Origin of the sequence: Kitasatospora sp. NPDC092948 (assembly GCF_044754805.1) — a bacterium.
Classification (GTDB): Bacteria; Actinomycetota; Actinomycetes; order Streptomycetales; family Streptomycetaceae; genus Kitasatospora.
In genome coordinates, this window is sequence record NZ_JBIVPU010000015.1 from 124338 (window position 1) to 137776 (window position 13439).

A 13439-nucleotide genomic window follows, 5' to 3' on the forward strand; every position below is an offset into this window, starting at 1 on the left:
GGACATCGACGGCCGCCGGAAATTGGCTTCACCACTCCCCCGGAACTGCCCCGCCAAGAAGCGTTTCCGCCCGTCCTGCCTCCCCGACGGGGCCCGCATGCGCGCGTCGGGCCTATTGACCGGTGGGTGCCTTCGCCGCATACTCCCCCTGTCGCCGACCGCCACCGGGTGTTCACGGGACGCCGGTGAAACGGATTATCGCTACCGGGAGGATCGGAATTGGCTGGGCCCTGGGAGGGACTTCCGCGCGATTTATCGGCCGAACTCAGGGCGGAGCAGCAATCCTTGACGGCCGAGATCATCCGGGAGATCCGGTCCGCCGTCCCGGAATTCGCCCGCCCGCTCTCCGGCCAATTCGGCGCCGGAATCCAGCAGGGCGTGGAGACCGCGCTCGCCGAGTTCGCCGACCGGGTGGCCGGCCTGCCCGGCCCCGGCCCGCGCCAGGTCCGGGTCTACCGGGCGCTCGGCCGGGGCGAACTCGCCGAGGGCCGCAGCCTGGACGCCCTCCAGGCCGCGTTCCGCCTCGGCGCCCGGATCGCCTGGCGGCGGTACGCCCGGGTGGCCCGCCGCCGCGGTCTCGGCCCGGAGCAGCTGGTCACGCTGGCCGAGGCGGTGTTCGCGCACATCGACGAGGTCGCGGCGGCCGGCGTCCAGGGCTATCTGGAGGCCCGCACCGACCGCGCGGGCGCGCTCGGCCGGGCCCGGCAGCGGTTGCTCGACCTGCTGCTGTCGGGTGCCGCCGCCGATTCGGCCGACCTCGCCGCCGCCGCGCACTCCGCGGACTGGCCGCTGCCCGCCCTGCTGGCCGGCGTCTCGCTCGACCACCGTCCGCCCGCGCCACCGCCGACGCCCCGTCAACCACTGGCCCGGGTGATCTCGTTCGGCTCCCGGCCCAGGGGTGGCGGCCGGCTCCCCGATCACGTGCTGGCCGACCTGGACGGCCCGCAGCCGCACCTGCTGCTGCCCGACCCGGCGACCGCACTGGCCGACCCGCGGATCGCGGCGGCCCTGCACGGGCGCGGCGCGGTGATCGGCCCGCCCGTCCCGCCGGACCGGGCCGCGCAGTCGCTGCGCTGGGCCCGCCTGGTCCGCGAGTCGCTGCCGCAGGCGCCGGACCGGCCGGTGGACTGCCGCGACCGCCTCGCCGACCTCCTCCTGCTCACCGACCCGGCGCTGGTCCGCCTGATCGCCGAACGCCGCCTGGCCCCGCTCGCCCCGCTGACCCCCAAACAGCGCGACCGGCTGGCCGCCACCCTCCTCGCCTGGCTCCAGACCGGCCGCGGCACCGCCCCGCAGGTGGCCGCCCGCCTCGGCATCCACCCCCAGACCGCCCGGCAGCGCCTGCACCGCGTCCACCGCCTCTTCGGCCCGTCCCTCGGCTCCCCCGACGCCCGTTTCGAACTCGAGGTGGCCCTCCGCGCCACCCGACCCCCCGGCGCCCCGCCCGAGGCGCTCCCAACAGCCGCTCCCGTCACGGCAGTTCCGGAACCCGCCGACTATCATCCGTCCAGGAACGGTTTCCGCTGGACGGGGAGGGCATGAGCGTGTTCGACGGGCTGGACGAGTTCTGCGGGCAGGTGTTGGCGGCGCACGGGTGTCCGTCGGTGAGCGTGGCCGTCGCGCAGGGCGAGGAGTTGGTGTTCGCACGGGCCTACGGGCTGGCGGACGTCGCGGCGGGCCGCGCCGCGACCCCGGAGACCGTCTACGGTCTCGCGTCGGTCACCAAGCCGTTCACGGCGCTCGCGGTCTGCCTGGCCGCCGACCGCGGCCTGATCGACCTGGACGCGCCGCTGCCCGGCACGCACCCGTGGGCGGCGGTGCCGACGCCGCGTCAGCTGATGCAGCAGCGGGGCGGGTTCCCGGGGTACTACGACTTCTACTACGGCGCTGCCCCGCTGCCGATCGACCCGGCCTTCTACCGCCGCCAGGTGCGGGCGCCGGGCAGCGACTTCGAGTACTCCAACCACGGCTACCGGGAGCTCGGCCGACTCGTCGAACAGGCCACCGGCCTCCCCCTGCGCACCTACCTGCGGGAGCAGATCGCCGAGCCGCTCGGCCTGACGTCCTTCGACCTGGCCGACGCCTACGCCGGCCCCGCCCCGGTCGCCGAGCGCTACACCGCCGGCGGTCGCGTCCTGCCGGACTGCCTCACCAGTCACCCGTCCGCGGGGGCGGGCTGGGCCACGGCCGGGGACATCGCGCTGTTCGCCCGCCGCTCCGCCGGGCTGCTCCGGCCGGCCACGGCGGCGGCGGTGCTGGACGGCCCGCCCATCAACGAGCGTCTCGGGTACGGCCTCGGCCGGGTCGTCCAGCGCGAGGGCGGTTCGGTGATCTCCAGCCACGGCGGCGGCATGGGCGGCGTCGCCGCCATGATGATCGACCTGCCCGACCGCGAGCTCTCCCTCGCCGTCCTGGCCAACTCCACCGACAAGGCGGCCCGCGACGCCGTGGTCCTCCATCTGATGGCCGGCCTCGCCCCCGAGTTCGACCCCGGCCACCTCGCGCCAGCCTCCGACCGGACCCGGGACTTCACCCTCGCCCCGGGCAGCTGGGCGGGCCACGTCGAGTCCCCGGACGGCGAGATCCCGCTGCGTCTCGACGTCCTGCCCGACCGTCGGGTCCGCGTCACGCTCGCCGATCTCGCGCCGGCCACCGTCCCGGCGATCGCCTCCGACCGCTGGGACGTCCGGCTCGGCACCGACCTCCAACTCCCCACCGCCGACGCCCGGTTGAACAGCCCGTCGTTCGGCGTGGAACTCCGGGCCGAGGACGGCGGGCTGGCCGGCCGCGCCGCCGCCTACAAGAACGGCGACCGCGCGGGCCTGCTCGGGCCGTACCTGCTCCACCCGTGCCGGCTGCTGCCCGCCGGCTGACGGCCGTCACGACCGCGGCCAGCGCACCGCCTGCGCCACGATGACCCGCTCGCCGTCGAACGTGACGGCGGGCCCCTCGTGCAACTCGTAGCCCAGGTCGAGCGCTTCGCTGACCCGGTGGCAGAACGCGGCGTCGTCCGGGCCGGTCAGGACGCGGTAGCGGGGCAGTCCGTCCGGCGGCGTGCTTGAAAGCGTGCTCATCCCCACAGGATCTCACTCCCCCGCCCGCCCCCTCCTCACCGAGGGGGCGCTCCGCCGCACCCGAACACTCCGTCCGCGCACCGCCCGCCGCTGCCGCAGGCCGGGGGCCCGCCGCTAGCGTGGAGGCAGATCCAGGCCCCCATCCCCCACGGAGGGTCAGAGCAATGAAGCTGCGTCTTGCGGCCGCGCTCGGCACGGCGGCGGCACTCGTCTCCCTGGTCGCCGGTTCCGGCACGGCCAACGCCTACGTGAACGAGGACAACATCGTCATCGGCAGCGAACAGTTCATCGACCACCACCTCGGCAGCGTCTACGGCAGCTACGAGTTGAGCTCGACCACGTACAGCACCTCGGCGGCCAACCTGCGCTGGAAGGTCGCGTCCGGCGCCCCCGACACCGGCTATCCGAACGTCCAGCTCCGCAACGACAGCAGCGGGCGCTGCATCCGGGCGATGAGCTCCTCCAGCGTCCAGATGAAGTCCTGCAACAGCCAGGACCCGTACCAGATCTGGGCGATGACGCAGGGCGCGATCGGCACCCAGTTCTTCAACTTCGCCGTCCGCTCCTGCCTGGACAACGGCAACAACAGCCCGTACCTCTACCACGAGGAGGGCTGCAATCGGAACAATCCCTACCAGAGCTGGTACCTGGTCAAGTAGCACCCACCCGGCCGGTGCGGCGGCCTGCACCAAGCGGCCCACCCGCCCGCCGCACCCGCGCCGCTGAGTGCCGCACAGACGTCCTGATCCCCCGGCCCTTTCGCGCAGACGGCCGAACGACTCCGGCCAGGCCGACGCTCCCCCGGCCATTCCCCCCGAATGGGGTTGCCGGACACCGCCCCCACCGCAACCCTGGTGACGCTGCCCCGCCGTCCCACCCGCCGCACCCACCGGCGGGTCGGGCACGGAGGTCCGGCCCGGATCTCACTTCGGCAGCACACGGCGCTTCGTCTCGGCGACGGCGCCGGTCCCCAGCCTGTCCCGGACCGTCCGCTTCCGGGGGGCGCGGCGGCGCGCGGGGCGCTGCTCCCACCGCTGTGCGGCGGCGGCCAGCAGGAACAGGACCGCTGCGCCGGCGTGTCGGACCCTCGGCTCGTGCTCCCGCACCAGTATCTGCGTCAGAGCGGTCTCCGACTCCGGGAGATGGCGAGCATCGGCACGGGACCGGTGCAGCGAACTGCCGATCATTCTGTCGAGCGATCGGATGATCCACGGCCTTCGGCGTGGCATCATGACGCTCCGACAACTGGGGGATGGAATGGGCGTGACGGCGCGATGGGTCCGCCGGGTCTCGATGCTCGGGCTGGGTGTGCTGCTGCTCGCAGGCGTCTTCACAGCGATGGAGACCGTCCGGAGCCGGGCGGGCTGGCAGGTGGCGCACGGGGCGGGCCGGCCGGGCTTCTTCACCGTGACGCAGGAGGAGCCGCGCAAGTGCGGCGGCCGGAACACCATGTGCGGGGTCGCGGGCAGCTTCGTCCCGGACGACACCCGGCAGCAACTGCCCACCCTCCAGCTCGCGGACGGCGACCTGGGGGTGCGCCGCGCCGGAGAGCAGGCGGCCGGAGTGGACTTCCGGGGCACGGTGTACCGGCCGCACGACGACCGGACCTGGCGGACGGACGCCTTCCTGGCCTGGCTGGGCGTCATGGCGATGACGGCGGGCCTGGGCCTGCTGGTGCGCCGCTGGCGGTTCGGGGAGTCGGCGTACCTGCGGCGTCACTCACCGGGTTCGGCCCGCTGGTGCTGACGCGCCGTCGACTCCGCCGGACCGGCTCAGTCTTCGAACGCCACCAGCCGCTCCAGCACCGGCAGCGCCTCCAGCAGCACGGCACGCTCGCGCGCGTCGAGGTCGGCGGTGCGGCGGGCCAGCACCTCCGAGCGGCGCTCGCGGATCTCGGCGAGCAACTCGACTCCCTCCGGTGAGAGTTCGACCAGCGCGGAGCGTCCGTCGTCCGGATCGGGCAGCCGGGTGACCAGTTGGGAGGCGACCAGCGGGGCGACGGTCCGGGTCATCGACGGAGCGGCGACCCGTTCCCGGGCGGCGAGTTCACCGAGCCGGATCGGGCCGTGCGCCTCGATCCGGGCCAGCGCGGAGAGCTGCGCGAAGGTGAAGTCCCGCCGATCGGACGCCTGCGCGAGCTGCCGGTGCAGGCGCGCGACCACCAGCCGCAGCCGAACCACCGCAGCCGGGTCGAGCCCACCCACGGCCGTCCCGCCCTCACGCACCGAGCCCCCGCCCGCCGCACCCTCGCGCGCCGAGCCCCCGCCCGCCGCACCGTTGCTCGTCGAACCGTCGCTCGCCGGTCTCCCCCGCACCGGGCCCTCGCTCGCCGAACTCCTGTACTTCGCCGTGCCGTTCATGCCGCCTCCTGCGCCACAGTGGAATCCTCGGCGGCCGCGCCCTCCGGCCCGGGCCGGCCGGTGCGGCTGCGCAGCAGTGAGGCTACGGCGGCGACCAGCGACATGGCGATGGCCAGCGCGAACACCACCATCAGTCCGTCGTGGAACGGGCCGGAGATCAGGTGGGGGAAGAACTCGCGGCCGGTCAGGGTCTGCGCGTTGGCCGCGGGCAGCGTGGACAGCACGTGCGGGCCGAGCAGTTCGCGGATCGGGTTGTAGCCGAGGAACGCCGCGAACAGCGTGCCGACGGGCGGCAGCCCCGCCACCGCGTGGGCGTCCGCCGGGGAGACGCCCTGGGCGGTGAGTCCGCCGGTCAGCGTCCCCGGCAGGGAGCCGGCCAGGCCGGCCACCATCAGCGAGAAGAAGACGCCGATGGACAGCACCATGCCGGCGTTCTGGAAGGTGGCCCGCATGCCGGAGGCGGCGCCCCGGTCGGCGGCGGGGACGCTGGACATCACCAGCGCGGTGTTCGGCGCGGCGAACAGGCCGCCGCCGAGGCCGTTCAGGAACACCAGCAGGGCGAACCACAGGTAGCCGAAGTCGGTGGGCAGGAGCAGCAGTCCGGCGAACGAGGCGGCCATCACCACCAGGCCGCCGGCCGCGAACAGCCGGGCGCCGAACCGGTCGGAGAGGTGCCCGGCGATCGGGCCGGCGGCGAGGAAGCCGACGGTCAGCGGGACGAGGTAGATGCCGGCCCACAGCGGGGTGTCGGCGTAGTCGTAGCCGTGCAGCGGCAGCCAGATGCCCTGAAGCCAGACGATCAGCATGAACTGGAGGCCGCCGCGGGCGACGGAGCCGAGCAGGGTGGCGAGGTTGCCGCCGGCGAACACCGGGTCGCGGAACAGCCGCAGCGGGAACATCGGTTCGGCGACCCTGGTCTCGATCACGCAGAACGCGATCAGTACGGCGGTGCCGCCGATCAGCCCGGCCAGCACCCACGGGTTGGTCCAGCCCATGGTGTGGCCGCCGTAGGGCTGGATGCCGTAGGTGATGGCGGCGAGCAGTGCCGTCAGGCCGACGGCGAAGCTGATGTTGCCCCACCAGTCGATCCGTCCGGGGCGGCGGACGCCGGTCTCGTGCAGCGAGCGGTAGGCCCAGACGGTGCCGATGATGCCGATCGGGACGTTGACCCAGAAGATCGACCGCCAGTTCCACTCGGCGAGCAGCCCGCCCAGCACCAGTCCGACGAACGAACCGGCAATCGCCGCCACCATGTTGACGCCGAGTGCCATGCCGCGCTGCCGGGCCGGGAACGCGTCGGTGATGATCGCCGCCGAGTTGGCCATCAGCATCGCGCCGCCGACGGCCTGGACGACCCGCCAGCCGATCAGCCAGAGCGCGCCGCCGGCGCCGCCCATCGGGTCGAGCGAGAGGATCACCGAGGTGACGGTGAAGATCAGGAAGCCGGCGTTGTAGATCCGCACCCGCCCCCAGATGTCCCCGAGCCGTCCGAGCGTCACCACCAGCACGGCGGTGACCAGCATGTATCCCATCAGCATCCACAGCAGGTAGCTGACGTTGCCGGGCTGCAGCGGGTTCAGGTGGATGCCGTTGAAGATCGCGGGCAGCGAGATCAGCACGATCGAGGAGTTGATGGTGGCGATCAGCATCCCGAGGGTGGTGTTCGACAGCGCGATCCACTTGTAGCGCGGATGCTCCACCCCGATCCGCCCCAGCCCGCCCGGTCCCTTGCTCACGTCGGCCATCTCCCGCCCCACCCCTGGAAGCCAGAATGATAATTAGCTGATGTGAACTAAATTACTCCGGACCGACGCCGTCGACCAGCCCCGGCGACCGCACGACACGACACGGCTCCCGGCGCGAAGTCCGTGCCGGGAGCCGGAGCCCGGGAAGCCGCTACTGCTGGTCCTCGACGTCGTCCGTCTGGTCGTCCAGGTTCTGCTGGCCCTGCTGCTGTCCCTGCCGCTGCTGGTCGTCGTCCTGCTGCGGCTGCTGCTGGCCGGCCCGCTGCTTGGCCTGCTCCTCCGCCTGCTTGGCCTTGTCCTTGAACTTGTCGCCGATACCCATGACTACTCCCTGTGATTGGGTGGCTTCGAGTGGTGTCAGCCTGCCACGCACTCCCCGCCCCCGCAGGTCGGCGGCGCTCCGCTCAGCCGTGCAGCCGGACGCGGCGCCCCACTCAGCCGTACAGCCGGACGGGGAGTTCGCGGGGGCCGTCGGAGATGAACGACTCCAGCCGGGGCAGTTCGGCGGCGGGGGTGGTGAGGGCGAGCTGCGGGAAGCGGTCGAAGAGCGCGGCGAGGGCGATCCGGGCCTCCAGGCGGGCGAGTTCGGCGCCGAGGCAGTAGTGGGTGCCGTGGCCGAAGGAGAGGTGGTCGCGGCGGGTGGCGCGGGTGTGGTCCCACCGGTCGGCGTCGGGGCCGTGCAGGGCCTCCTCCCGGCCGGTGGCGGTGAAGTTGATCACCAGCAGGTCGCCGCGCGCGAACGTGATGCCGCTGGCCTCGTCGTGCAGGTCCTCGGTGGCGAACCGCGGCAGGATGTTGGCGACCGGCGGGCGCAGGCGCAGCGTCTCCTCGACGGCGTCCGGCCAGCGGGCGGGGTCCTTGCGCAGGGCGTCGAGCTGTTCGGGGTGGGCGGTCAGGGCGGTGATCGCGCTGCCCAGCAGGTTGACCGTGGTCTCGTGGCCGGCGCCGATCAACAGCAGCAGGCTGTCCAGGAGTTCGCGTTCGGTGAGGCCGGTGCCGGTCTCCTCGTCGTGGGCCTGGATGAGCGCGGTGGTGACGTCCTCGCCGGGGGCCTGCCGCTTGGCCTCGACCAGGTTGGCGAGCTGGACGTAGACGGCCTCGCCGTTGCGGACGGACTCCTCGGGGGTGGCGTCGGTGTCGAAGAGCCGGCCGACGGTGGAGCGGAACGCGTCGTGCAGCTCCTCGGGGACGCCGAGCAGGGTGTTGACCACCATCAGCGGCAGCACCCAGGTGAATTCCTCGCGCAGGTCGACCACGTCGTCCTGCGGGTGCGCGGCGAGCCGGTCGATCAGCTCGGCGGTGATCCGCTCGATCTCGGGGGTGAGGGCGCGGATCCGCCGCGCGGTGAAGGCGGGGCTGATCAGGCGGCGCAGCCGGCCGTGTTCGGGCCCGTAGGCGGTGAGGGCGCTGCGGACGTCGGTCCACATCCGCAGCGGCCAGTCCTCGGCTATCTCGCCGTTGATGTAGGCGGGCCAGTGCTGGTGGGCGTCCTTGGAGACCCGGGGGTCGGTGAGCAGGCGCTTGATCAGGGCGGGGTCGGTGACGGACCAGGCGGGGACGCCGCCGGGCAGTTCGACGGGGGTGGCGGGCCCGAGGGCGCGCAGCGCGGCGGCTTCGGCGGGCAGGTCGTTTCCGGCGGTGTCGAGGCGGAACGGGCAGCGCTGATTGTCCATCAGGAAGTGCCTCCGGCAGGTCGGTTGGGGTCGTCCGTGATCGAACGCGCGATCGTCTCGGACTGTACCTGTCGTCCCGCCGCGCCGGGTCGGGTTTCCGGCCGCAGCCACCACGCGCCCGGCCGGAGGCCCGAGAGCCCCCGGCCGGAGGCCCGAGAGCCCCCGGCCGGGGAGCCCGGCGCCCCTCCGGGGGCCGGGCAGTCCCCGGCCGGAGCCCGGCGGTCCGTCAGCTGCGCCGGTAGCGGGCGTACAGCATCGGCCCGACCTGCTCGGCCTCGACGCAGCGCAGGTCGGCGGCGGGCGCGCCGTCGGGGAACAGTCGCGAGCCGGTGCCGAGCACGACCGGGACGGTGAGGGTGCGGTACTCGTCGACCAGGTCGGCCGCGATCAGCCGGTGCACCACGCCGACGCTGCCGGTGACGATGACGTCGCGCTGCTCGGCCTTCACGGCGGTGAGCAGATCTCCTTCCAGGACGCGGGAGTTGGCCCAGGCGGAGGTGTCGGTGAGGGTGCGGGTGGCGACCAGTTTGGCGGCGGCGTTCATCCGGGTGGAGAACGCGTCGTCGCGGGCGGGCCAGAGCGCGCCGAAGTGCTGCCAGGTGCGGCGGCCGAGCAGCAGGACCCCGTTGTCGAGGGTGGCGCCGAGGCGGAACTTGTCGCCGGAGACGTGTTCCGGTCCGTGGCGGAACATCCAGCCGCCGCCGGGGGTTCCGTCGGAGCCGTCCGGGTCGGCGGTCCGGCCGTCCAGGGTGGTGAAGCCGATGACGATGACGCTCATGGCGCGTCCGTCCTTCCTTGCGTCGGTGCGGTGGCCGCCGAGGTTCCGGCAGCGCTCGCCGGTATGTACCGGCGGCGCGGCCGGAACTCGTCGCCGTCGGCGGGGAAATCTTCAGATCGTCTCCGGCAGTGCGAAGGTGCGCAGCGTGGCGGGGTCGGTGAAGACGGTGTTGCGGGTGATCAGCGCGCCGGCCAGGTCGAGCACCTGGACGCTGTGCAGCCGGTGCCGCCCGCCGTCCAGCACGTAGGCGGCGAAGGCGGGTTGGCCGTTGGCGCGGGCGGGGCGGGCCAGCCAGTCGGTGCCGCGCAGGCGGTACAGCCGGGCCATGAAGGCGCCGTAGGCCTGCGGGCCGCGGAACCAGAGTGCCAGCGGCGGCATTTCGAGCACGGCGTCCGCGGCGAGCAGCTCGACCAGGGCGGGCACGTCGGCGGCTTCGAACGCGGCCAGGTAGCGGTCGACGGCGGCCCGCTGCGCCGGGGCGTCCGATTCGCGCAGGGCGTCGGGCGATCCGGCGGCGACGGTGGAACGGGCGCGCCGGAGTGCGCTGTGGACGGCGGCGACGGTGGTGTCGAGCTGTTCGGCGACTTCGGCGGCGGTGAACGCGAGGACGTCGCGCAGGATCAGGACGGCGCGCTGCCGGGCGGGCAGCAGTTGGACGGCGGCGACCCAGGCGAGGCGCAGTCCGGCGCGGGCCTCGATGTCGTACCGGCCGTCGGGAAAGGGTTGCAGCCAGGGCACCTCGGGGGCTGGGGTCAGGGGTGCGCCGGGGTCGTCGCCGGGGGCGCCGAGTCCGGACGGCAGGGGGCGGCGGGCCCGGCCTTCGAGGGCGGTGAGGCAGGCGTTGGTGGCGATCCGGTACAGCCAGGTGCGGACCGAGGCCCGGGTGGGGTCGTAGCGGTCGCGGGCGTTCCAGGCGCGCAGCAGGGTGTCCTGGACCAGGTCCTCGGCGTCCTGGAAGGAGCCGGTCATCCGGTAGCAATGGGCCGTCAGTTCGCTTCTGTGCGCGTCGAGTTCCACCTGGTCATGATGGCGCAGGGGTCGGACTGTCAGTGCCGCCGTCTACGGTGTCGGTCGTGCCAGTGATCATGGATCGTGACGGGGTTGCGGAGCGGCTGGAGCCGTTCCGGCGGGAGCTGACGGCGTACTGCTACCGCATGTTGGGGTCGGCCTTCGAGGCCGAGGACGCGGTGCAGGAGACGATGGTCCGCGCCTGGTCGAAGTTCGACGGGTTCGAGGGGCGCGCGGCGTTGCGGACGTGGCTGTACCGGATCGCCACCAATGTGTGTCTGGACATGGGTCCGGCTGCGCAGCGGCGGGCCCGGCCGATGGATCTGACGTCGCCGTGCTCGACGGCGGCGCCGGATCTGACGCAGCTGGAGGAGCAGATCTGGGTGGGCCCGGTGCCGGACGGGCGGGTGCTGGCGGGGGATCCGGCGGAGGTGGCGGTGGGCCGGGAGTCGATCCGGCTGGCGTTCGTCTCGGCGTTGCAGAAGCTGCCGGCCCGGCAGCGTGCGGTGCTGATCCTGCGCGAGGTGCTGGCCTGGTCGGCGGCGGAGACGGCGGAGTTGCTGGAGACGTCGGTGGCGTCGGTGAACAGCGCCCTGCAGCGGGCCCGGGCGACGCTGGCGGACGGCGGCTCGGCAGCGGGTGACACGTTCAAGCCGTTGGACGAGGCGCAGCGTGCGCTGCTGGCCCGCTATGTGCAGGCGTTCGAGTCGTTCGACATCGAGGGGTTGAAGCGGCTGCTGCACGAGGACGCGGTGCTGAACATGCCGCCGTTCCGGATGTGGCTGCGGGGCCTCGACGAGCTCGAGGTGTGGTGGCGCGGTCCGGGTCGCGGGTGCATGAACTCGCGGCTGGTGCCGGTGGAGGCGAACGGTTCGCCGGCGTTCGCGCAGTACCGGGCGGCGGAGGACGGCAACGGCTGGACGCCGTGGGCGATCATGGTGCTGGAGGTGGTGGACGGCCGGATAGCCACCATGTCCAATCACATGGATGTCGAGCGGCTGTTCCCGCTGTGGGGTCTGCCGATGCGGTTGACGGAGGATCCGCGGCGCTGACACGGCGTCAGCCCTCGGGGAGGGTGTCGGCCAGCCCGGTGAGGTCGAGCAGCGCTCTCAGCCGGGGGCCGACGCCGCGCAGCACCACCTGGTGGCCCGCCCGCCGGCCGAGCACTCCCAGCCTGCACAGGCGTTGGAGGTCGCCGGGGGCGGGCCGCAGCAGGTCTTCGACCAGCAGGGCGATCCGTACGGGCGGGTGGTGGGCGGCCAGCAGGGCGGCGAACCGCTCTTCCGGGGCCGGGCGGGCGGCGTGCTCCGGGGGGACGTCGAACTCGACGGTGTCATCGGTGGGCATGCCGGTGCTGACCGGTCGGCGCTCGCGGACTCATCGGTGGGGCGACGAGCGGGCCGAAGAAAAGTTTTTCGGATTTCTTCGCCGGGACCGATGAGTCCGGCGCGCGAGCTCCGTCTGACCGGTTGCAAGCGTGCAACGCACACCGGAACCAGCAAGGAGCACCACCCATGAGGAAGATCACCGCCGGTCTGTTCATCTCCGCCGACGGCGTCGTGGAGTCCCCCGAGCAGTGGCACTTCAAGTACTTCGACGCCGAGTTGGGCGCGGCGGTGGGTGAGCTGCTGGGCGCGTCGGACACCGTGCTGATGGGCCGCGCCACCTACGACGTGTTCGCGGGCACCTGGCCGGCCGTCGAGGAGGCGGGCGGGGAGGAGGCCGGGATGGCCAAGGCGATAGGCGACACCCGCAAGATCGTGGTCTCGCACCAGGACCTCTCCTTCACCTGGCGCAACTCCGAGCAGCTGAAGGGCGACCTGATCGAGGGCGTCCGGGCGCTGAAGCAGGAGGAGGGCGGCCCGATCGGCATGTCCGGTTCGGTCTCGGTGGTGCGCCGGCTGCTGGCGGCGGGCCTGCTCGACGAGCTGAACCTGTTCGTCCACCCGGTGGCCCGCGGCGCCGGCCTGCGGCTGTTCGACGAGACCGCCGACCCGATCGAGCTGAAGCTGCTGTCCTGCCGGGCGTTCGCCGGCGGCACCGTGCACATGGTGTACGGGCCCGCGTCCGCCGCCGAGTAGTCGTCCCTCACCTGATCAGGCGTCACCGACCAAGGAGCATCGAGCAATGAGGAAGATCACCGCGGGCCTGTTCATCTCCGCCGACGGCGTGGTGGGCAGCCCCGAGCAGTGGCATCTGCCGTACTTCGACGACGAGGTGGGCGCGGCGGTGGGCGCGCAGGTCGGGGTGTCGGACACCCTGCTGCTGGGCCGCACCACGTACGACATCTTCGCGGGCGCCTGGCCGGAGCGGGAGGCCGCGGGCGGTGAGGACGCGGGCTTCGCGAAGTCGCTCGGCGACATGCGCAAGGTCGTGGTCTCGCACCAGGACCTCTCCTTCACCTGGCGCAACTCCGAGGTCCTGAAGGGCGACCTGATCGAGGGCGTCCGGGCGCTGAAGCAGGAGGAGGGCGGCCCGATCGGCATGTCCGGTTCGATCTCGGTGGTGCGCCGGCTGCTGGCGGCGGGCCTGCTCGACGAGCTGAACCTGTTCGTCCACCCGGTGGCCCGCGGCAACGGCATCCGCCTGTTCGACGAGACCGCCGACCCGATCGAGCTGACGCTGCTGTCCTGCCGGGCGTTCGCCGGCGGCACCGTGCACATGGTGTACGGGCCGGCCGCGGCGTAGCGGCGCGCGGCCGGTGCCGCCACTCCCCCCGGGAAACCTTGCCCGAACGACCGGCGGGGTTCCCGGGGGGAGGCGACATCAGGACTTCACCAACTGTCGGCAATCGCCGCACG

General features: G+C 73.1%; 15 protein-coding genes. 7 read left to right on the forward strand and 8 right to left on the reverse strand.

The genetic code is table 11. The features are described from left to right. The first annotated feature begins 285 nt into the window (after nt 1-285). Both ACIQF6_RS31235 and ACIQF6_RS31240 read left to right on the forward strand, forming a co-directional pair. The gene (locus ACIQF6_RS31235; RefSeq protein WP_400901019.1) at nt 286-1542 is read left to right on the forward strand and encodes a helix-turn-helix domain-containing protein; all 1257 of its coding nucleotides are present in this window, start codon (nt 286-288) and stop codon (nt 1540-1542) included. Next, nucleotides 1539-2873, forward strand: a complete 1335-nt coding sequence (locus ACIQF6_RS31240) for a serine hydrolase domain-containing protein (RefSeq protein ID WP_400901021.1) — start codon at nt 1539-1541, stop codon at nt 2871-2873. The genes ACIQF6_RS31235 and ACIQF6_RS31240 overlap by 4 nt, the downstream gene beginning before the upstream one ends. 6 nt (nt 2874-2879) lie before the next feature. Here ACIQF6_RS31240 and ACIQF6_RS31245 read toward each other — a convergent pair whose 3' ends face one another. Continuing rightward, nucleotides 2880-3074, reverse strand: coding sequence for a DUF1737 domain-containing protein (locus ACIQF6_RS31245; RefSeq protein WP_400901023.1), 195 nt, complete (start codon nt 3072-3074; stop codon nt 2880-2882). 164 nt (nt 3075-3238) lie between these two features. Between ACIQF6_RS31245 and ACIQF6_RS31250 the strand changes: the two genes are divergently transcribed. After that, nucleotides 3239-3733 (forward strand): ricin-type beta-trefoil lectin domain protein, encoded by a 495-nt coding sequence (locus ACIQF6_RS31250; protein WP_400901025.1) that lies wholly within the window; start codon nt 3239-3241, stop codon nt 3731-3733. 604 nt (nt 3734-4337) lie between these two features. Continuing rightward, nucleotides 4338-4820 carry a hypothetical protein gene (locus ACIQF6_RS31255; RefSeq protein WP_400901027.1) on the forward strand — a complete coding sequence of 161 codons (483 nt, stop codon included), beginning with the start codon at nt 4338-4340 and terminating at the stop codon, nt 4818-4820. Between the two features lie 26 nt (nt 4821-4846). Here the strand turns inward: ACIQF6_RS31255 and ACIQF6_RS31260 are convergent, their stop codons facing one another. The 6 genes from ACIQF6_RS31260 to ACIQF6_RS31285 form a co-directional block, all read right to left on the reverse strand. Beyond that, nucleotides 4847-5434 (reverse strand): MarR family winged helix-turn-helix transcriptional regulator, encoded by a 588-nt coding sequence (locus ACIQF6_RS31260; protein ID WP_400901029.1) that lies wholly within the window; start codon nt 5432-5434, stop codon nt 4847-4849. Next, complete coding sequence (locus ACIQF6_RS31265; protein ID WP_400901031.1) at nt 5431-7179, reverse strand: MFS transporter; 1749 nt, start codon at nt 7177-7179, stop codon at nt 5431-5433. Before ACIQF6_RS31265 ends, ACIQF6_RS31260 begins: the two co-directional genes overlap by 4 nt. Nucleotides 7180-7330: 151 nt before the next feature. Continuing rightward, nucleotides 7331-7501: a hypothetical protein gene (locus ACIQF6_RS31270; RefSeq protein WP_400901033.1), complete on the reverse strand. Its 171-nt coding sequence runs from the start codon at nt 7499-7501 to the stop codon at nt 7331-7333. A 112-nt stretch (nt 7502-7613) separates the two neighbouring features. Beyond that, nucleotides 7614-8852, reverse strand: coding sequence for a cytochrome P450 (locus tag ACIQF6_RS31275; protein WP_400901035.1), 1239 nt, complete (start codon nt 8850-8852; stop codon nt 7614-7616). A gap of 226 nt (nt 8853-9078) precedes the next feature. Then, a complete protein-coding gene (locus tag ACIQF6_RS31280) occupies nt 9079-9630 on the reverse strand; it encodes a dihydrofolate reductase family protein (protein WP_400901037.1) in 552 nt (183 codons plus the stop codon). 111 nt (nt 9631-9741) lie between these two features. Beyond that, nucleotides 9742-10647, reverse strand: a complete 906-nt coding sequence (locus ACIQF6_RS31285; protein ID WP_400901039.1) for an RNA polymerase subunit sigma-70 — start codon at nt 10645-10647, stop codon at nt 9742-9744. Between the two features lie 56 nt (nt 10648-10703). Here ACIQF6_RS31285 and ACIQF6_RS31290 point away from each other — a divergent pair, with 56 nt between their 5' ends. After that, entirely contained in the window at nt 10704-11690 is a 987-nt protein-coding gene (locus ACIQF6_RS31290) for a sigma-70 family RNA polymerase sigma factor (protein ID WP_400901041.1), read from the forward strand. A 7-nt stretch (nt 11691-11697) separates the two neighbouring features. Here ACIQF6_RS31290 and ACIQF6_RS31295 read toward each other — a convergent pair whose 3' ends face one another. Beyond that, entirely contained in the window at nt 11698-11985 is a 288-nt protein-coding gene (locus ACIQF6_RS31295; protein ID WP_400901043.1) for a hypothetical protein, read from the reverse strand. A 167-nt stretch (nt 11986-12152) separates the two neighbouring features. Here ACIQF6_RS31295 and ACIQF6_RS31300 point away from each other — a divergent pair, with 167 nt between their 5' ends. After that, on the forward strand, nt 12153-12719 hold the full coding sequence (locus ACIQF6_RS31300; protein ID WP_400901045.1) for a dihydrofolate reductase family protein: 567 nt from the start codon (nt 12153-12155) through the stop codon (nt 12717-12719). A 46-nt stretch (nt 12720-12765) separates the two neighbouring features. Further along, nucleotides 12766-13326 (forward strand): dihydrofolate reductase family protein, encoded by a 561-nt coding sequence (locus ACIQF6_RS31305; protein WP_400901047.1) that lies wholly within the window; start codon nt 12766-12768, stop codon nt 13324-13326. Nucleotides 13327-13439: the final 113 nt, after the last annotated feature.

What these genes read in the sequence shown, in the direction of transcription:
- ACIQF6_RS31240 (WP_400901021.1), top strand. Translation starts at nt 1,539, where the DNA reads ATGAGCGTGTTCGACGGGCTGGACGAGTTCTGCGGGCAGGTGTTGGCG.
- ACIQF6_RS31245 (WP_400901023.1), bottom strand. Translation starts at nt 3,074, where the DNA reads ATGAGCACGCTTTCAAGCACGCCGCCGGACGGACTGCCCCGCTACCGC.
- ACIQF6_RS31250 (WP_400901025.1), top strand. Translation starts at nt 3,239, where the DNA reads ATGAAGCTGCGTCTTGCGGCCGCGCTCGGCACGGCGGCGGCACTCGTC.
- ACIQF6_RS31260 (WP_400901029.1), bottom strand. Translation starts at nt 5,434, where the DNA reads ATGAACGGCACGGCGAAGTACAGGAGTTCGGCGAGCGAGGGCCCGGTG.
- ACIQF6_RS31265 (WP_400901031.1), bottom strand. Translation starts at nt 7,179, where the DNA reads ATGGCCGACGTGAGCAAGGGACCGGGCGGGCTGGGGCGGATCGGGGTG.
- ACIQF6_RS31270 (WP_400901033.1), bottom strand. Translation starts at nt 7,501, where the DNA reads ATGGGTATCGGCGACAAGTTCAAGGACAAGGCCAAGCAGGCGGAGGAG.
- ACIQF6_RS31275 (WP_400901035.1), bottom strand. Translation starts at nt 8,852, where the DNA reads ATGGACAATCAGCGCTGCCCGTTCCGCCTCGACACCGCCGGAAACGAC.
- ACIQF6_RS31280 (WP_400901037.1), bottom strand. Translation starts at nt 9,630, where the DNA reads ATGAGCGTCATCGTCATCGGCTTCACCACCCTGGACGGCCGGACCGCC.
- ACIQF6_RS31295 (WP_400901043.1), bottom strand. Translation starts at nt 11,985, where the DNA reads ATGCCCACCGATGACACCGTCGAGTTCGACGTCCCCCCGGAGCACGCC.
- ACIQF6_RS31300 (WP_400901045.1), top strand. Translation starts at nt 12,153, where the DNA reads ATGAGGAAGATCACCGCCGGTCTGTTCATCTCCGCCGACGGCGTCGTG.
- ACIQF6_RS31305 (WP_400901047.1), top strand. Translation starts at nt 12,766, where the DNA reads ATGAGGAAGATCACCGCGGGCCTGTTCATCTCCGCCGACGGCGTGGTG.